The organism is Phenylobacterium sp. (assembly GCF_022402485.1).
Classification (GTDB): domain Bacteria; phylum Pseudomonadota; class Alphaproteobacteria; order Caulobacterales; family Caulobacteraceae; genus Phenylobacterium.
This window is the reverse complement of the sequence record NZ_JAKRSA010000025.1, coordinates 56,733-72,598: the sequence shown is the minus strand read 5'-3', so window position 1 is coordinate 72,598 and position 15,866 is coordinate 56,733. Positions and strand designations below refer to the sequence as shown.

18 protein-coding genes and 1 tRNA gene are annotated in these 15,866 nt (G+C 65.6%); 10 read left to right on the top strand and 9 right to left on the bottom strand.

The genetic code is table 11. The annotated features are described in order from the left end of the window. The first annotated feature begins 160 nt into the window (after positions 1-160). The 4 genes from MH112_RS10310 to MH112_RS10295 all read left to right on the top strand — a co-directional run bounded on the left by MH112_RS10310 (position 161) and on the right by MH112_RS10295 (position 4,337). Entirely contained in the window at positions 161-2,077 is a 1,917-nt protein-coding gene (locus tag MH112_RS10310; RefSeq protein ID WP_296567379.1) for a potassium transporter Kup, read from the top strand. 64 nt (positions 2,078-2,141) lie between these two features. Continuing rightward, positions 2,142-2,504 (top strand): hypothetical protein, encoded by a 363-nt coding sequence (locus MH112_RS10305; protein ID WP_296567378.1) that lies wholly within the window; start codon positions 2,142-2,144, stop codon positions 2,502-2,504. 89 nt (positions 2,505-2,593) lie between these two features. Next, the gene (locus MH112_RS10300) at positions 2,594-3,826 is read left to right on the top strand and encodes an argininosuccinate synthase (RefSeq protein WP_296567376.1); all 1,233 of its coding nucleotides are present in this window, start codon (positions 2,594-2,596) and stop codon (positions 3,824-3,826) included. A 106-nt stretch (positions 3,827-3,932) separates the two neighbouring features. After that, entirely contained in the window at positions 3,933-4,337 is a 405-nt protein-coding gene (locus MH112_RS10295) for an MAPEG family protein (protein WP_296567374.1), read from the top strand. Between the two features lie 68 nt (positions 4,338-4,405). Here the strand turns inward: MH112_RS10295 and MH112_RS10290 are convergent, their stop codons facing one another. After that, a complete protein-coding gene (locus tag MH112_RS10290; RefSeq protein WP_296567370.1) occupies positions 4,406-5,176 on the bottom strand; it encodes a sulfite exporter TauE/SafE family protein in 771 nt (256 codons plus the stop codon). A gap of 320 nt (positions 5,177-5,496) precedes the next feature. On the opposite strand from MH112_RS10290, the gene MH112_RS10285 reads away from it, so the two are divergent. Beyond that, entirely contained in the window at positions 5,497-6,072 is a 576-nt protein-coding gene (locus tag MH112_RS10285) for a hypothetical protein (protein WP_365786909.1), read from the top strand. Positions 6,073-6,211: 139 nt separating this feature from the next. Here the strand turns inward: MH112_RS10285 and MH112_RS10280 are convergent, their stop codons facing one another. From MH112_RS10280 to MH112_RS10270, 3 genes are all read right to left on the bottom strand, one after another. Further along, on the bottom strand, positions 6,212-6,409 hold the full coding sequence (locus tag MH112_RS10280; RefSeq protein ID WP_296567365.1) for a hypothetical protein: 198 nt from the start codon (positions 6,407-6,409) through the stop codon (positions 6,212-6,214). Positions 6,410-6,575: 166 nt separating this feature from the next. Then, a tRNA-Gly gene (locus tag MH112_RS10275) sits at positions 6,576-6,650 on the bottom strand. 82 nt (positions 6,651-6,732) lie between these two features. Continuing rightward, entirely contained in the window at positions 6,733-7,476 is a 744-nt protein-coding gene (locus MH112_RS10270) for a DUF6065 family protein (protein ID WP_296567363.1), read from the bottom strand. A 112-nt stretch (positions 7,477-7,588) separates the two neighbouring features. Here MH112_RS10270 and MH112_RS10265 point away from each other — a divergent pair, with 112 nt between their 5' ends. The 4 genes from MH112_RS10265 to MH112_RS10250 all read left to right on the top strand — a co-directional run bounded on the left by MH112_RS10265 (position 7,589) and on the right by MH112_RS10250 (position 10,096). Continuing rightward, on the top strand, positions 7,589-8,092 hold the full coding sequence (locus MH112_RS10265; RefSeq protein WP_296567359.1) for a YbaK/EbsC family protein: 504 nt from the start codon (positions 7,589-7,591) through the stop codon (positions 8,090-8,092). 90 nt (positions 8,093-8,182) lie between these two features. Next, positions 8,183-9,082, top strand: a complete 900-nt coding sequence (locus tag MH112_RS10260) for a co-chaperone YbbN (RefSeq protein WP_296567356.1) — start codon at positions 8,183-8,185, stop codon at positions 9,080-9,082. Between the two features lie 116 nt (positions 9,083-9,198). Next, complete coding sequence (locus tag MH112_RS10255) at positions 9,199-9,858, top strand: LON peptidase substrate-binding domain-containing protein (RefSeq protein WP_296567353.1); 660 nt, start codon at positions 9,199-9,201, stop codon at positions 9,856-9,858. 22 nt (positions 9,859-9,880) lie between these two features. Further along, positions 9,881-10,096 (top strand): Trm112 family protein, encoded by a 216-nt coding sequence (locus MH112_RS10250; protein ID WP_296567351.1) that lies wholly within the window; start codon positions 9,881-9,883, stop codon positions 10,094-10,096. Positions 10,097-10,144: 48 nt separating this feature from the next. On the opposite strand, the gene MH112_RS10245 is transcribed toward MH112_RS10250, so the two are convergent. The 5 genes from MH112_RS10245 to MH112_RS10225 form a co-directional block, all read right to left on the bottom strand. Then, positions 10,145-11,395, bottom strand: coding sequence for a UbiH/UbiF/VisC/COQ6 family ubiquinone biosynthesis hydroxylase (locus MH112_RS10245; protein ID WP_296567350.1), 1,251 nt, complete (start codon positions 11,393-11,395; stop codon positions 10,145-10,147). A 90-nt stretch (positions 11,396-11,485) separates the two neighbouring features. Continuing rightward, positions 11,486-12,298, bottom strand: a complete 813-nt coding sequence (locus tag MH112_RS10240; protein WP_296567347.1) for an enoyl-ACP reductase — start codon at positions 12,296-12,298, stop codon at positions 11,486-11,488. Between the two features lie 42 nt (positions 12,299-12,340). Next, positions 12,341-13,555 (bottom strand): beta-ketoacyl-ACP synthase I, encoded by a 1,215-nt coding sequence (fabB, locus tag MH112_RS10235; RefSeq protein WP_296567344.1) that lies wholly within the window; start codon positions 13,553-13,555, stop codon positions 12,341-12,343. A 23-nt stretch (positions 13,556-13,578) separates the two neighbouring features. Beyond that, on the bottom strand, positions 13,579-14,091 hold the full coding sequence (fabA, locus tag MH112_RS10230; protein ID WP_296567341.1) for a 3-hydroxyacyl-[acyl-carrier-protein] dehydratase FabA: 513 nt from the start codon (positions 14,089-14,091) through the stop codon (positions 13,579-13,581). Between the two features lie 68 nt (positions 14,092-14,159). Continuing rightward, positions 14,160-14,702 (bottom strand): SH3 domain-containing protein, encoded by a 543-nt coding sequence (locus MH112_RS10225; RefSeq protein WP_296567339.1) that lies wholly within the window; start codon positions 14,700-14,702, stop codon positions 14,160-14,162. Between the two features lie 88 nt (positions 14,703-14,790). On the opposite strand from MH112_RS10225, the gene MH112_RS10220 reads away from it, so the two are divergent. Then, entirely contained in the window at positions 14,791-15,777 is a 987-nt protein-coding gene (locus MH112_RS10220) for a D-glycerate dehydrogenase (protein ID WP_296567335.1), read from the top strand. The last annotated feature ends 89 nt before the right edge of the window (positions 15,778-15,866 follow it).

Sequence of the window (15,866 nt, the reverse complement as noted above, 5' to 3'; positions counted from 1 at the left end):
GACAGGCCCCCCGGCAAGCCGCCTGTTCTGTGTAGGCCACTCAGGGGCGTGAGATTGAACCCCATGCTGAAAGGGTGTATCGCGCCCGCCGCACCGCCCGTGCGCAGACCTGATGTCTGGGATGGCATGACCGTACCCCAACGGTCTCCGGAGAGTCTTGATGAGTGAGCCGACCCCCTCGGCTGCGGAGGCGACTTCGGACACGCCCCATCACAAGGTCGACGGATTCTGGGCGCTGGCCCTTGGTTCCGTCGGGGTCGTCTTCGGCGACATTGGCACCAGCCCGCTCTACGCCATGCGCGAAGCCCTGGCGCATTCCAAGGGCGGCGGGACCGACGAACTGGCCGTGTTCGGCGTGGTGTCCCTCATGGCCTGGGCGCTGATCCTGATTGTCACGGTCAAGTACGTGATGTTCCTGCTCAAGGCTGACAACAAGGGGGAAGGCGGGGCGCTGGCCCTGATGGCGCTTGCCCGCCAGTCCCTGGGCCGCCGGTCGGGGGCCATCCTGCTGCTGGGCATGATCGGCGCGGCGCTTTTCTATTCAGACGGCGTCATCACCCCGGCCCTGTCGGTGCTCTCGGCGGTGGAAGGCCTGAAGGTTGCGCCGGGGGTCGGATCCACCCTTTCGCCCTTCGTGCTACCGATCTCGGCGGGCATTCTGATCACCTTGTTCATGGCTCAGTCCCGGGGCACAGCGAAGATCGGGCGGTTTTTCGGTCCCATTACAGGCCTGTGGTTCCTGACCCTCGCAGGTCTTGGCATTTTCCATATTTTCGATGATCCACGCATCCTGATGGGGCTTTCCCCCCACTATGGCGTGCTGTTCCTGTTGGATAACGGGTTCCTGGGCTTCGTCATCCTGGGCAGTGTCTTCCTGGCAGTGACCGGGGCTGAGGCGCTCTACGCCGACATGGGGCACTTCGGCAAAGGTCCGATCCGCGCGGCTTGGGTGGTCCTGGTCCTGCCGGCCCTGTTGCTCAACTATCTGGGGCAGGGCGCCCTGGTGCTGGCCTATCCTGAAACACGGGTCAGCCCTTTTTATGAAATGATCCCGGAGGTCATTTATTGGCCGGTGCTTCTGCTGGCTACGGCGGCCACCGTGGTGGCCAGTCAGGCGGTGATTACCGGCGCCTTCTCGGTGACGCAGCAGGCGGTGCAGCTTGGCCTGCTTCCGCGCATCGATATTCGGCGCACAAGTGAAACCCAGGCCGGTCAAATCTATGTGCCGCAGGTCAACATGCTGCTGCTGGCCGGGGTGCTGTTGACCCTCGCCCTGTTCCAGAATTCCTCCAACCTGGCCTCGGCCTATGGGATTGCGGTCTCTGGAACCATGTTCGTGAACACCCTGCTGCTGTCGGTCATCATCGGGGTCCTCTGGAAGCGGCCTTGGTGGCAGGCGGCTTTGTTCGCTGGCAGCTTCGCAGCTATCGATCTGGTGTTCCTGTCATCCAATCTGCTGAAGGTGTTTCAGGGCGGCTGGTTCCCCCTGGCGCTCAGCGGCGCGCTGGTCATCATCATGTGGACCTGGATGCGGGGCACCCAGATCCTCAGTGACAAGACCCGCCGCGACAGCATTCAGCTCAGCGAGCTGAGCGAGATTCTCCGCGCCCGGGCCCCGCACAGGGCGCCGGGGACGGCCATTTTTCTGACCTCGGACCCGGACGTGGCACCAGTCGCCCTGATGCACAATCTCAAGCACAACAAGGTGCTGCACGAGAAGAACGTCATCCTCACCGTGCGCACCACCGAGACCCCCCGGGTCAAGGATGAGGACCGGATCAAGATCGAGCCGGTGAATGAGGACTTCAAGAAGGTCGTGGTCTCCTACGGCTTCATGGAGAGCCCCAACCTGCCCAAGGCCCTGGGCCTGTGCCGCAAGCTCGGCCTGAAGTTCGACATCATGGCCACCAGCTTCTTCCTGGGACGCCGCTCGGTGGTGCCCTCGGCCCAGTCTGGCATGCCGCTCTGGCAGGATCGTCTGTTCATCTACCTGATGCGCAATGCGGCCAATCCCACCGACTTCTTCAAGATCCCCCCCGGCCGGGTGGTGGAGCTGGGCACCCAGGTGACCGTCTAGGTTCTGGACTCCTCCGCCCTAACTGGGCCATGGGTCGATCGACTGAGGCTGCGGAGAGATTGTGATGAACTGGCTGGGCATTGTGGGCGACGCCCTTTGGATCGTCTCCCTGGCGATCATGGCCGGCGCCTCCCATCGGGCCTGGCGGCGGGTGCCGCCTGAGACGAAAATGCCCCTGCAGTTTTCAAGGGATGGCCGGGCCATCATGCGGGTGCCGCGTCACATCGCCCTGCTGCTGATCCCGGGTATCGCCTTCCTGATCAGCCTGATGTTGATGTGGCAGAACCGCCAGACCGTCCCAGGCTCCGACGCCCTGGTGCTGTTTGGCATTCGCGCCACCCTGGCCGGGGTGTTCGCCCTTTATCATCTCCGTTGGCTTGAAGCGGCGATGAGCCAGCTCGACCAGGAAGGCGCGCTTAGGTCTTGAACGGACGCCCCGTTCGACCTTAAAGCCGCGCCAGTTTTTCCGTCTCCGATCTTCTCGCCCTTCTCCGTTCTCCTCGAAAGACCCGCCCCATGGCCGCCGACAAGCCGATCAAGAAAGTCGTCCTCGCCTATTCCGGCGGCCTGGACACCTCGATCATCCTGAAGTGGCTGCAGACCGAGTATGGGGCCGAGGTGGTGACCTTTACCGCCGACCTCGGCCAGGGGGAGGAGATCGAGCCGGCGCGGGCCAAGGCCCTGGCCGCCGGCGTCAAGCCCGAGAACATCTTCATCGAGGATGTCCGTGAGGAGTTCGTGCGGGACTTCGTGTTCCCGATGTTCCGCGCCAATACGGTCTATGAGGGCCAGTACCTGCTGGGCACCTCCATCGCCCGGCCCTTGATCGCCAAGCGGCAGATCGAAATCGCCCGGATGACCGGTGCCGACGCCGTCAGCCATGGCGCCACCGGCAAGGGCAATGATCAGGTGCGCTTTGAACTCGGCTACTACGCCCTGGAGCCCGACATTCATGTGATCGCGCCCTGGCGGGAGTGGGACTTCAAGAGCCGTGAGGCCCTGCTGGACTTCGCCGAAAAGCACCAGATCCAGATCACCAAGGATAAGCGCGGCGAGGCCCCGTTCAGCGTCGATGCCAACCTGCTGCACTCCTCCTCCGAGGGTAAGGTGCTGGAGGACCCGGCGGTCGAGGCCCCGGAGTTTGTCCATATGCGCACCATTTCGCCGGAGGACGCGCCGGACACCCCGACGGTGATCACCATCGACTTCGAGAAGGGTGATCCCATCGCCATCGACGGCGAGGCCCTGTCGCCGGCCGCTCTGCTCACCCGCCTGAATCAGCTGGGCCACGACAACGGTATCGGCCGCCTGGATCTGGTGGAAAACCGCTTCGTGGGCATGAAGTCCCGGGGCGTCTATGAGACCCCGGGCGGCACGATCCTGCTGGCCGCCCACCGGGGGATAGAGTCCATCACCCTCGACCGGGGCGCAGCCCACCTGAAGGACGAGCTGATGCCCCGCTATGCGGAGCTGATCTATAACGGCTTCTGGTTCAGCCCCGAGCGCGAGATGCTGCAGGCGGCCATCGACCATTCCCAGACCCATGTGTCGGGCCAGGTGCGGGTGAAGCTCTATAAGGGCAATGTCTCCGTCATTGGTCGCTCCAGCCCCTATTCCCTCTATGACCAGGAGCTGGTCACCTTCGAAGAGGGCAAGGTCGCCTACGACCAGCGCGACGCGGCGGGCTTCATCAAGCTCAACGCCCTGCGCCTGCGCGGGACCGCCAAGCGCGATCGTCGGGGCCGTTAGCGCGTCTTGGCGCGACCTCGGGTGTCTGGCGCAGGCGGCTCAGTCTGTGCCAGTCTGATGGCAAGGCGCGAGGCTGCGCCGCCATCAATGAACGGGGGAATTTGCCATGAGTCCGCATAGCTGGGTCGCGCTGGTCACCATCGCCGCGCTGATCGTCTATTTCTGGATGGGTATTCGCGTGGCCGGCGCTCGCCGGGTCAGCGGCATCGACGCCCCGGCCATGACCGGCGACCCGGTTCTGGAACGGCATATCCGGGTTCAGGCCAACACCCTGGAATGGCTGCCGATCTTCCTGCCAGCCCTGTGGCTGTTTGCCATCTATTGGAACGATCTCATCGCTGCTGGCCTGGGGGTGGTGTGGATCATCGGCCGCCTCCTCTACGCCTTCGGCTATGTGGCCGACCCGGGCAAGCGGGAGTTGGGGTTCATCATTCAGTTCCTGGCGGCCGCAGTCCTGTTGCTGGGGGCCGGCGGGCGGATCATCTGGACCCTGGTGACCGTGGGGGCCTGAGCCCCACCCGAGGCTCTATAGCTAGGGCGCGTCCCGATCTGGTCGCCGTGATCAGATCGGGTATGCGACTACAGAAATAGAACCACCGCCTGCCAGATCGCCAAGCCTGTTACCAGGACACCCACCAACCAGGTGAGCGCGCGGATGGGCAGGACCTTGGTCATCCATCCGGCCAGGGGGGCGGCCACGACGCCGCCAGCGATCAGGCCGAGCACTGAAGACAGGTGATCACGCAGGCCTTCGGTCTCCCAGTGCCCGGAGATCAGCGCCGTCAGAAAGGCCGCTGAAACGGCAACGGCCACAAAGAACTCGGCGGCATTGGAGGTGCCGATGGCTTGGCGCGGGTCGGCGCCTGAGCCCAGCAGGGTCGAGGTGACCACAGGGCCCCATCCCCCTCCGCCGACCGCGTCAAAGAACCCCCCTACCCCGCCGAGCGGCAGGGGACTTTTCCATGAGAAGGGCTTGGGGCGGGTGCCCTTCCATGCCCGGTAGAGGATCACCAGGCCCATCAGGCCCAGCCATGCGACCACAAAGGGCTTGATCTTCTCCCCATCGATAGAGGTCAGCAGATAGGTGCCGGCCACCCCGCCAACCACGCCGCCCGACGCCAGCAGGGCCAGCAGCCGCCAGTTGATGTTCTTGTAGACCATGTGGGAGATCGCCGAGGCTGCACCGGTGAAAACCTTGGCCGCGTGCACGCTGGCTGAGGCGTTGGCCGGCGAGACCCCCATGGCCAGAAGGGTCGTGGTGGAGACCACCCCATAGGCCATGCCCAGCGCCCCATCCACCAGCTGGGCGGCGAAGCCCACGGCGGCAAACAGCATGAAGTCTGAGTCCATTGTCATCCCCCCTCAGCGCGCAAAGCCTATGTGAGAATATCCTAGTGTTCCAATGGGAATTAAATGAAATAAGAGCAGATCTCGGGATGTATCCCGATCAGAGTTCGGTTCGGATGTGCCTAACCCGCCAATTTTGCTCTGGTTTTGGGCAGGGCAGGAGTCTCTCGCCCGGCGGGCGCGCACACGAAATTGTCATCCAGGGGTGTGCGACCTCGACCGCCCCCTGCTGGGACATGGCCCGATCACCAAATTTGCGCCACCTTGGGCTCTTAAGCGGAAGCTGAGCGTTTCAAGGTGGTCCCATGTGGAGCGAGACGAAGATGAAAAAGCTGTCGGGTCCCGTTGTCGCCCTTGCCCTGCTGGCGGGCTTGAGCGCCTGCGCCACCGCCACCCCCTACCAGCCCAACCTGCCCGGGTCGGCCGTGTCGGGGGGCTATTCGGAAATGCGGATTGAGCCGGACCGCTGGCGGGTGAGCTTTGCCGGCAACAGCCTCACCGGCCGCGAAACCGTGGAAGGGTTCCTGCTCTACCGGGCCGCCGAACTGACCCTGCAACAGGGCTTTGATGGTTTCGCCATCGTCACCCGGGCGACCGACCGGGACGCCCGCACCTTTGTTCAGCCCGACCCCTTCTACAATCCCTGGTACGGGGCGCGTTACGCCTACTGGCGGCCCCATTGGCGCTACTACTCGGCCCTGAGCTGGCGCAGCTGGGACCCCTATTGGGGGGACCCCTTCTGGGCTGATCGCATGGATGTCCGCACGGTGGAGCGCTACGAAGCCACCGCCGAGATCGTCATGTACCGAGGTGCCAAGACGCTCGGCGATCCCAATGCCTTTGACGCCCGCGCTGTCCTGGAGAACCTTGGTCCCCGGATCGTGCGCCCGGTGCCTTAGCCTTAAGGGTCTGAGCGGCAGTTCACCGAAAGACTGGGCTCCGGTCCTTCGCGGCCGGGGCGGTCAGACTTGATACGGGGGCAGACCGGCAGGTCTGCCCCTATGCCATGGGTCTGGCCGACGGCCGCCTCGCCTTGCTTCAGGTGATGTGCTTGGGGGAGATCGGGTCGCTGGCTGGGAAGGTTTCCTCGACGGCCTCGTCGATCAGGGCCTCCTGGCGGGACTCGGCGTCCCGGTGCTTGGGGTCAAGCTGGTCAGGCTTCTGGCCCTCAGGGACCGGGGCGGCCGGGCGCGAGCTCGGTGTCTTGGGGTCTTGGTCTCTGCGTGGCTCGCTCATGGGGGCTTCCTCTGGCTTTCCCCGCCACGGTGGCGGGGCCCGTCACAGAGGAGAATGCCCTCGCCGCCGTCTTGGTTGCCCCTAGGCGGCCGGGGCCCAGGTCACAAAAAAGCGGCCCGACGGGGCCGCTTCTTGTATCGCTGCAATGCCCCTGCCAGAGGGGAATTGGAGCGGGCGAAGAGATTCGAACTCTCGACCCCAACCTTGGCAAGGTTGTGCTCTACCACTGAGCTACGCCCGCGTTTTTCGCTGCCGACCCAAGTGGCCGCCCCCGAAAATCGAGAGCGGGCTTATGGCAGAGGACTAGGGCCTTGGCAAGCGGCCTAGCCGCCGAATTTCGGGGCTTTCAGCCGGCGCTTGTTGACATGATCCTTCGGGGGTTCGGCCACGGCATCGGGGTATTCCCCACGGAAGTAGAACCGCTGCCAGGCCTCCTTGGTCGCCTCGGGGTCGCCCCGGTAGATCTTGGCGTTGAACTCGGTCCGGTGCTGTTCCCAGGCGGTGTACTGCCCCAGCAGGTCAGTGTTGCGGGCCAGGGGGCGGATCACCGGCTGGAACTCGGCCAGGGGCTTGTCCTGCACCAGGGTGATGAAGCAGAACGGCTCGCCCTTGCGGAAATGCACGCTGCCGGGCCGGGTGAAGATCCAGTTCATGGTGAAGGGGAAGGGCAGCCACTCGGTCTCCACGAGCCCGGCCAGGGGCTGGATGCCATCCTTGACGTGATTGGGGGGCCCCTGGGCGATCATCGACCAGCCCGGTGGCGTGCGGAACAGATATCCCGGATGGAAGGTCACCACCCCGTGGCTGAAGTGCGACTTGGCGAAGTTGTGGAAATCGGGATGCGGATTGTCCGGGGTCAGGGTGATGTCGTGCTGGAACTTTCCGCCGTTCCATTCAGCGGTGAAGCCCATGGGGCAGAGAATCTCCCAGCCCGTGGTGTTGGCCATGGTGAGCGGCAGGCACCGGTAGGGGTGTCGGTCAGCAAAGCTCTCCATCCAGGCCCGCTGCGGGCGGCCCGGCACGATCTCGGGCGGGCGATCAGCGGTGGGGTAGCACTCGAGCTCCATGGGGCGTCCAACCTCTCGACAGATGGTCGCAGACCGACCGTCCTCTGCTCTAGCCAGCCCTCACGGGCGCCGTCCAGTTCCACGATCGCCCCAAGGCCCCTATGAGAGCGCCATGAAGACCCGCGCCGACCTGATCGCCTTCCTCGACGCCCATCAGATTGCCCACCAGACGGTGGACCACCCCGCCGTCTTCCGGGTCGGGGAGGGGGAGGACATCAAGGCCGGCCTGCCCGGCGTTCACACCAAGAATCTGTTCCTGAAAGACGCCAAGGGTCGGCTGTGGCTGATTTCAGCGGCTGACCGGACGGTGATCGACCTCAAGCGCCTGCCGCCGGTGATCGGGGCTGCGCGCCTGTCCTTTGGCCCCGAGGCCCTGATGGTCGAGACCCTGGGGGTGACGCCGGGATCGGTGACGGCCCTAGGCCTGATCAATGACACCGACCGCCGGGTGAGCTTCGTGCTGGACAGGGTCCTGGCCGAGGCTGAGGTGGTCAATTTCCATCCCCTGACCAACACCGCCACATCGGGCCTGACTCAGGCCGGCTTCCAAACCTTTCTCTCAGTCCTGGGCGTTGTCCCCCTGGTGGTGGATTTTCAGGCCCTCCAGGTCATCTAGCGACAATCCTTCCGTTGAAGCGCGCGGGTCATGGGACCATCTTAGGGCCTGCCGCGTTGCCCCCTTAAGTCCAGCCAGACGAGTTCGACCATGAGCCTCATCGGAGAGACCGCTCCCCCCGCCGCGGGCGGTGCCCTGATCAAGGATGCCACCGACGCCAGTTTCATGACCGATGTGGTTGAGGCCAGCCAGGATACGCCGGTCATTGTCGACTTCTGGGCACCCTGGTGTGGCCCCTGCCGGCAACTGGGCCCGGCCCTGGAAAAGGCGGTCACCGCCGCCAAGGGCAAGGTCAAGATGGTCAAGATCGATATCGACCAGAACCCGGCCTATGCCGGGCAACTTCGGGTGCAGTCGATTCCGGCGGTCTTCGCCTTTGTGGGCGGTCGGCCGGTGGACGGGTTCATGGGCGCCTTGCCCGAAAGCCAGGTGAAGGCCTTTGTCGACAAGCTGGCGGCCATGGCCCCGGCCGATGGGGTCGACGAGCTCCTGGACATGGCCAAGGCGGCCCTGGAGGCCGGCGATCTGCCCCTGGCCGCTCAGGGCTTTGCGCAGGTGCTGCAAGCCGAGCCTGACCATGTGAAGGCCCTGGGAGGGCTCGCCCGCTGCTACCTGGCTGGGGGTGAGGCTGAGCGGGCCTGGGAGATTCTGGACATGGCCCCCGAGGGTGCCAAGGATGCTGACCTCGACAGCGTTCGCGCTGCCCTCAACCTGGCCGCCGAGGCCCCCTCTGACACCCAGGAATTCGAAACCCGGCTGGCCGCCGACGGCGATGACCATGAGGCGCGGCTGGCCCTGGCCAAGGCCCTGGCCGGACGTGGTGCCATGGAGGCTGCGGCCGATCACCTGCTGCACATCATCGAACGGGACCGCACCTGGAACGATGAGGCCGCGCGCAAGCAGCTCCTGACCATATTCGAAGCTGCGGGTCCCGCCTCCGAGGTTGCCCGCAACGGGCGTCGGCGGTTGTCGGCGATCCTGTTCTCCTAGGGCGTGAAGCGCTTAGGCGGACCCGTCTGAGCGTTGATTCAGGCTCAAGATTCCAAGACAGGCGCGTATTCCCCCTCAGCGGAACGCGCGCTCGTTGAAGCCAAGAGGTGATCCCTATGCCGGGCTACCGGCGCGCGGCCGATCTGCCGCAAATCATCCCGATCTTCCCCCTGGATGGGGCGGTGCTGCTGCCCGTGGGGGAGCTGCCCCTGCAGATTTTTGAGCCGCGCTATCTGAACATGGTCGATGATGCCATGGCCGGCGACCGGGTCATTGGCATGATCCAGACCCGGGCGGGCGGCGAACGGGTGCGGCCAAACCTCGTCCATGTGGGCTGTCTGGGGCGCATCACCAGTTTCGCCGAGACCTCTGATGGGCGCTATTTGATCACCCTGACCGGGATCTGCCGCTTTGCGGCCGGCGAGGAGCTCTCAGCCCGCACCCCCTATCGGCAACTGCGGGTCGACTACACCCGGTTTGAGGGCGATCTCTCGCCGGAGGATGACGACGCGCCGGACATGGACCGGGTGCGTTTCGCCCGGGCTCTGAAGCGCTATCTCAACCGCCGGGAGCTGGACGTGGACGATGAAACGGCCATGAGCGCCCCCATGGCACCGTTGGTCACCAGCCTTGCCATGGGCCTGCCCTTTGAGCCGTCCGAGAAGCAGGCCCTGCTCGAAGCGCTCACCCTGGCTGAGCGGGTCCGGAGCCTGACGGCTCTGCTGGAAATCGACGCCCTGGAGGACGACGACGGTGCCCCCCATAGCGTCCAGTAGCCCGCTGGTTTAAGGACGATCCATGACCGAGAATGCCCCCGCTGAGCCCATGCTGGCCCTGACCGCTGAAATTGATCCGCGCCTGCTGGAGATCCTGGTCTGTCCGGTGACCCATGGGCCTCTGGACTATGATCGGGAGCGGGCCGAGCTGATCAGCCGCAGCGCCAAGCTCGCCTTCCCGGTCCGCGACGGCGTGCCGATCATGTTGCCTGAAGAAGCCCGCGAACTGGACGATTAGCGCCTGACCCAAGGCTAGGGCCAAGGCCTGCAGGCCGGTGCGGCGATCTCAGAGCGCCTGTCCGCGCAGCAGGCGGGGCAGGTCCCCAAATGCGCCGCCGGCCTGCTGCATGAACATCTTGCGGGCAAACGGGATGCGGTTCACCGCCGACATCCCTGCCCCCCGGGCCAGGCGCAGCACCGGATTATTGTTGGAAAACAGGTGCACGAAGGCGTCCATGCCAGCGCTCAGCAGGGCGGTGTCGAACCGCCGCCACTGGCCATAGCGCTCCAGCACCACCTCTGAGCCCAGATCCTCCCCCAGACGGGCGGCGTCCACCAACACTTCGGCCAGGGCTGCGGCGCCCTTGAGGCCCAGGTTCAGCCCCTGACCGGCGATGGGGTGCACCCCGTGGGCGGCATCCCCCAGCAGCGCCAAACGCGGGGCGGTGAACCGCTCGGCCAGTTGCAGGGACAGGGGATAGGAGAAGACTGGCCCGTCCAGCCGCGCCTGCCCCAGAAAGGCCCCGAAGCGCCGCATCAGATGGGCGTGGAAGACCTCGGGGCGGGCCGATTTCAAGGCCGCCCCCCGGGCGGTGCTTTCGGTCCAGACCAGACTCGCCCGGTTATCCGTCAGGGGCAGGATGGCGAAGGGACCGCTGGGCAGGAAGTATTCATGGGCGACGCCCTCGTGCGGCCGCTCCAGGCGCACCGTGGCCACCACGCCGGTCTGGCCGTAGTCCCAGCCCACGGTGCCGATACCGGCGGCCTGGCGCAGCACCGAGCCGCGGCCCTCGGCCCCTACGGCCAGGGGCGCCGAGATGACCTGGCCATCATCCAGGGTGAGCCTTGCCCCCCGCGTCTCGAAGACGGCGCTGACCACCTTGGCTGGGGCCAGGATGGGGATGCCGGCGTCGATCACAGCTTTTGCCAAGACCGCCCGGATCTGCCGGTTCTCCAGCAGGTAGCCCAGGGGCTCGCCGTCTGACCGATCGGCGATCTCGGCGGAATCAAATCTCAGGTGGAAGGGCAGGGCCTGGGGCGTTGCGGCCCCAGGGGCGCGGCCGTCGGTGACCAGGATCTGGGCGATCGGCTGCGCATGGGGCGCGAGGGCGTCGGCCAGGCCCAGGGCGCGCCATTGGCGGAAGGCGGCATAGGCGATGGCCGAGGCGCGACCATCGAAGGTCGGCTCCAGCTGGGTGTCGAAGGGTGCGGGGTCCACCAGGAGCGGCTTCAGCCCCCCCTGCGCCAGGGCCAGGGCCAGGGTGGCGCCCGCCATGCCGGCACCGGCTATGATCACGTCGGGATCGATCTTATCCATGGCCCGATATGGGGGTTGGGACCGGCTCACGTCCAGTGGGCGGCCCAAGGAAAACCCCCGGGCCTCCAGCAGACGGGTCGCCCAGAGACCCTAGGCTTCGGCGTCGTCGGCCAGGCCCATGATATGGAAGCCGGCATCCACATGCACCACCTCGCCGGTGGTGGAGCGGCCGAGATCGGACATCAGCCACAGGGCCGCCCCGGCGACGCCTTCCATGGAGGTGTCTTCCTTCATGGCCGACATGGCGCGGCCCTGGGCCAGCATGCCGCGGCCCCCGGAGATGCCCGCCAGGGACAGGGTGCGCATGGCGCCGGCCGAGATGGCGTTGACGCGGATGCCCTTGGGGCCAAGGTCCCGGGCGGCATAGCGGGTGGCGGCCTCAAGGCCGGCCTTGGCCACGCCCATGGTGTTGTAGTTGGGGATGGCCCGCTCGGCCCCCAGATAGGTCATGCAGACGATGGAGCCGCCGTTAGGCATCAGGGCCGCAGCCCGCCTTGCGCAATCCACGAACGAGAACACCGAGATGTCCATGGCCCGCAGAAAGCCCTCGCGGGTGGTGTTGTCGACGAAGGAGCCCTTGAGCTCGTCCTTGTTGGCGAAGGCGATGGAGTGGACGAAGAAGTCGATTTCGCCCAGCGAGTCCGCCACCACCTTGAAGGCTGCGTCCATGGCCGCGTCATCTGTGACATCCACCGGCGCCAGGGTCTTGACGCCAAGCTGATCGGCCAGGGGCTGAACCCGGCGCTCCATGCCCGGCAGATGCAGGAAGGCCATCTCGGCACCCTGGGCGGCCAGCTGCGAGGCGATGCCAAACGCGATGGACTGGTGGTTGGCGACCCCGGTCACCACCCCCTTCTTGCCCTTCATCAGCTCGCCCTTGGGCATGTTGTAATCGTCAGCCATGGCTTCCTCGCCCCTGTGTCGAATCGTCAGTCTTGGCCGGGCTTAGTCGGCCCGGGTCATCACCAGGCAGCCATTGGTGCCGCCAAAGCCGAAGCTGTTGGACATCACCGTTTCGAAGGCCCCGTCGCGGCGATCCATCAGGATCGGCATGTCGGCGAAGGCCGGGTCGAGGGTCTCGATGTGGGCGCTCTTGGCCATGAAGTCGTTATTGAGCATCAGCAGCGAATAGATCGCCTCCTGCGCTCCGGCCGCCCCCAGGCTGTGTCCGGTCAGGGACTTGGTGGACGAAATGAACGGCGCGGCCGACCCGAAGGTGTCACGCACCGCCTGCATCTCCTTGACGTCGCCGACCGGGGTGGAGGTGCCGTGGGGGTTCAGATAGTCGATCTTGCGACCGCCGAGGCCTTCCATGGCCAGGTTCATGCAGCGCACAGCACCTTCGCCGGAGGGCGCGACCATGTCGAAGCCGTCGGAATTGGCGGCGTAGCCGATGATCTCGCCATAGATCTTGGCACCGCGAGCCTTGGCCCGCTCCCATTCTTCCAGCACCACGATGCCGGCACCCCCGGCGATGACAAAGCCGTCCCGGGCTGCGTCATAGGCCCGGCTGGCGGTGGCAGGGCGGTCGTTGAAGTTGGAGCTCATGGCGCCCATGGCGTCGAACAGCACCGACAGGCTCCAGTCGAGCTCCTCGGTTCCGCCGGCGAACACCACATCCTGCTTGCCCATGAGGATCTGCTCATAGGCCGAGCCGATGCAGTGGGTGGAGGTGGCGCAGGCCGAGGAGATGGAGAAGTTCAGGCCGCGAATCTTGAACCAGGTGGCGAGCGTCGCTGAGGCACCTGAGCTCATGGCCTTGGGCACAGCAAAGGGGCCGATGCGCTTGGGACCCCGGGTACGGGCGGTCTCGGCCGCCTCAATGATGGCCTTGGTGGAAGGGCCGCCAGAGCCAATGATCAGGCCGGTCTTCTCATGGCTGACCTCGTCGGGGCCAAGGCCCGAATCGGCGATGGCCTGCTCCATGGCGATATGGCCGAAGGCCGTGCCCTGGGCCAGGAAGCGGGCGGCCCGACGATCAACCAGGCTCTCCCAGTCAATATTGGGGTCCCCATGCACCTGGCTGCGAAAGCCAAGCTCGGCATATTCCGGTGCCGCGGTAATGCCTGAGCGGGCCTCCCGCAAAGAGGCGACCACCTCATCTGCAGACTTGCCGATGGATGAAACAATACCGATTCCGGTGATGGCGACCCGGCGCATGTTCGCTCCCGTTCCTGGCGTGTTTAGCGCTGATAGAGGCCGACGCGGAGGTCCTGCGCCGTATAGATGACGTTGCCGTCGGCTTCGAGCACGGCGTCGCCGATGCCCATGACCAGGCGGCGGTTGATGACCCGCTTCATCTCGACCTTGTAGGTGACGACCTTGATGTCAGGGGTGACTTCACCGGCAAACTTGACCTCGCCGCAGCCAAGCGCCCGGCCCCGGCCCTTGCCGCCGATCCAGCCCAGATAGAAGCCGACCAGCTGCCACATGGCGTCCAGACCGAGGCTGCCAGGCATGACCGGGTCGTTCTTGAAGTGGCAGTCGAAGAACCAGAGGCCAGGATTGATGTCGAACTCGGCCTCGATGTAGCCCTTGCCGTGGGGCCCACCGTCGTCATTGATCGTGGTGATCCGATCAAACAACAGCATGGGCGGCGACGGCAGCTGGGCGTTGCCTGGGCCGAACATCTCACCGCGGGCGCAGGCCAGCAATTCGTCCAGCTCGTAGCGGCTTTGGGGCTCGTGAATGGTCATGCGCCGCCTTTTCAGTTCGGGCGATAACAAAGGAAGGGACTGGCCCTAGCACGAGGCCAAGGCGGGGCTCAACGACATTGGACAGGGGCGGCGACCCCCCAGACCTCGGTTTCGGGGGTCCAGCCCCGCACGCCCTCAAGGCTGAGGCGGCACCAACCCTTGTCGCATTTGTCCAGGACCGCAATGGCGCGGGGGTTGAGGTAGGCCGTGATGTCGGCCTCAGCCCTCGGCCGTCGGCGCAGGGCGATGGGCTCGGGGCCCATAGGCATGACGGTGCGCTTGCCGTCGATGACCCTGCGGTGCACCCAGGCCACCCCCCCCTCGGGATCACAGATCTGTCGCCACTCTCGTGTCTCAGCCACGATCTGTACCGGCAGACCACGGGCCCGGTAGACCCAGAGCACCCGATGGTCATCCCCGGGCCCTGCCCGGGCGTTCACCTCGTCAAACTTCAGGGCCAGGTAGCGGGGCACGGGAAAACCGGAAGGCGTGTCGGCGGGGTCCCGGGCGGCGGCCGGGCTGGCGAGGATGAGCGCCAGGAGGCTTACCGCCAGGGCGATTCCCAGGACCCATCCTCGGCGGACCGCATAAGCCTTGCCTGCGTGCTGCAAGCCTTGGCCCTGCAAGGCCGGTTTGCTACAGGTTGAACCTCGCCCGCCCAAGGCGCCCCGCCGCAAGGCTCCCGTCTCAGACTCGGTCATGGTCGCCCGTAAGCCCAAAGTCATCGTCACCCGCAAGCTCCCCGACCAGGTGGAGACCCGGATGAGAGAATTGTTCGACGCCGAGCTCAACCTATCGGATGAGCCGATGAGTCGTGACGCCCTTCTGGACGCGGTCAAACGCGCCGATGTGCTGGCGCCCACCATCACCGATCGAATCGATGCTGATCTCATCGCCCAGGCGGGTCCGCAGCTCAAGCTGATCGCCTCCTTCGGGGCGGGTGTCGATCACATTGACGTAGCCGCCGCAGCCGCCCGCAGCATCAGCGTCACCAATACGCCGGGCGTTCTCACCGAGGACACCGCCGACATGACGCTGGCCCTGATCATGGTGGTCGCCCGGCGGATCGTCGAGGGGGCCAATGTGGTGCAGTCGGGCGGCTTTACCGGCTGGTCGCCCACCTGGATGCTCGGCCGAAGGGTCACGGGCAAGCGCCTGGGCATCGTCGGCATGGGCCGGATCGGCCAGGCGGTGGCCCGGCGGGCCAAGGCCTTTGGCTTGCAGATCCACTACCATAACCGCAAGCCGGTCAGCCCCCGCATCGAAGAGGAGCTGGACGCCACCTACTGGGACAGCCTGGACCAGATGATGGCCCGGATGGACCTGGTTTCGATCCACTGCCCACACACTCCGGCCACCTTCCATCTGTTGTCGGCGCGCCGGCTGAAGCTGCTACAGCCCCATGCCATCCTGATCAACACCGCCCGGGGCGAGATCGTCGACGAGGACGCCCTCATCGATATCCTGGCCAAGGGGGAGATCGCCGGTGCCGGACTGGATGTGTTCGAGCACGAGCCTTCGGTGAACCCCAAGCTGCTCAAGCTGCCCAATGTGGTCCTGTTGCCCCATATGAGCTCGGCCACGGTGGAGAGCCGGGTGGACATGGGCGAGAAGGTGATCATCAACATACGTACCTGGATGGACGGCCACCGCCCCCCCGACCGGGTCATCCCGGCGATGCTTTAGGCATCGGGAAAAAAGAGGCGACACAAAGGACCCAAAGTCAGCCAAGGACACGAAGGTTCCGGTGGCCTCGTCCTTAGTGTTCTTCGCGC

What these genes read in the sequence shown, in the direction of transcription:
- MH112_RS10280 (WP_296567365.1), bottom strand. Translation starts at nt 6,409, where the DNA reads ATGAGCGAGCCACGCAGAGACCAAGACCCCAAGACACCGAGCTCGCGC.
- MH112_RS10305 (WP_296567378.1), top strand. Translation starts at nt 2,142, where the DNA reads ATGAACTGGCTGGGCATTGTGGGCGACGCCCTTTGGATCGTCTCCCTG.
- MH112_RS10240 (WP_296567347.1), bottom strand. Translation starts at nt 12,298, where the DNA reads ATGGCTGACGATTACAACATGCCCAAGGGCGAGCTGATGAAGGGCAAG.
- fabA (WP_296567341.1), bottom strand. Translation starts at nt 14,091, where the DNA reads ATGACCATTCACGAGCCCCAAAGCCGCTACGAGCTGGACGAATTGCTG.
- MH112_RS10300 (WP_296567376.1), top strand. Translation starts at nt 2,594, where the DNA reads ATGGCCGCCGACAAGCCGATCAAGAAAGTCGTCCTCGCCTATTCCGGC.
- fabB (WP_296567344.1), bottom strand. Translation starts at nt 13,555, where the DNA reads ATGCGCCGGGTCGCCATCACCGGAATCGGTATTGTTTCATCCATCGGC.
- MH112_RS10220 (WP_296567335.1), top strand. Translation starts at nt 14,791, where the DNA reads ATGGTCGCCCGTAAGCCCAAAGTCATCGTCACCCGCAAGCTCCCCGAC.
- MH112_RS10290 (WP_296567370.1), bottom strand. Translation starts at nt 5,176, where the DNA reads ATGGACTCAGACTTCATGCTGTTTGCCGCCGTGGGCTTCGCCGCCCAG.
- MH112_RS10265 (WP_296567359.1), top strand. Translation starts at nt 7,589, where the DNA reads ATGAAGACCCGCGCCGACCTGATCGCCTTCCTCGACGCCCATCAGATT.
- MH112_RS10295 (WP_296567374.1), top strand. Translation starts at nt 3,933, where the DNA reads ATGAGTCCGCATAGCTGGGTCGCGCTGGTCACCATCGCCGCGCTGATC.
- MH112_RS10270 (WP_296567363.1), bottom strand. Translation starts at nt 7,476, where the DNA reads ATGGAGCTCGAGTGCTACCCCACCGCTGATCGCCCGCCCGAGATCGTG.
- MH112_RS10250 (WP_296567351.1), top strand. Translation starts at nt 9,881, where the DNA reads ATGACCGAGAATGCCCCCGCTGAGCCCATGCTGGCCCTGACCGCTGAA.
- MH112_RS10285 (WP_365786909.1), top strand. Translation starts at nt 5,497, where the DNA reads ATGAAAAAGCTGTCGGGTCCCGTTGTCGCCCTTGCCCTGCTGGCGGGC.
- MH112_RS10245 (WP_296567350.1), bottom strand. Translation starts at nt 11,395, where the DNA reads ATGGATAAGATCGATCCCGACGTGATCATAGCCGGTGCCGGCATGGCG.
- MH112_RS10310 (WP_296567379.1), top strand. Translation starts at nt 161, where the DNA reads ATGAGTGAGCCGACCCCCTCGGCTGCGGAGGCGACTTCGGACACGCCC.
- MH112_RS10255 (WP_296567353.1), top strand. Translation starts at nt 9,199, where the DNA reads ATGCCGGGCTACCGGCGCGCGGCCGATCTGCCGCAAATCATCCCGATC.
- MH112_RS10260 (WP_296567356.1), top strand. Translation starts at nt 8,183, where the DNA reads ATGAGCCTCATCGGAGAGACCGCTCCCCCCGCCGCGGGCGGTGCCCTG.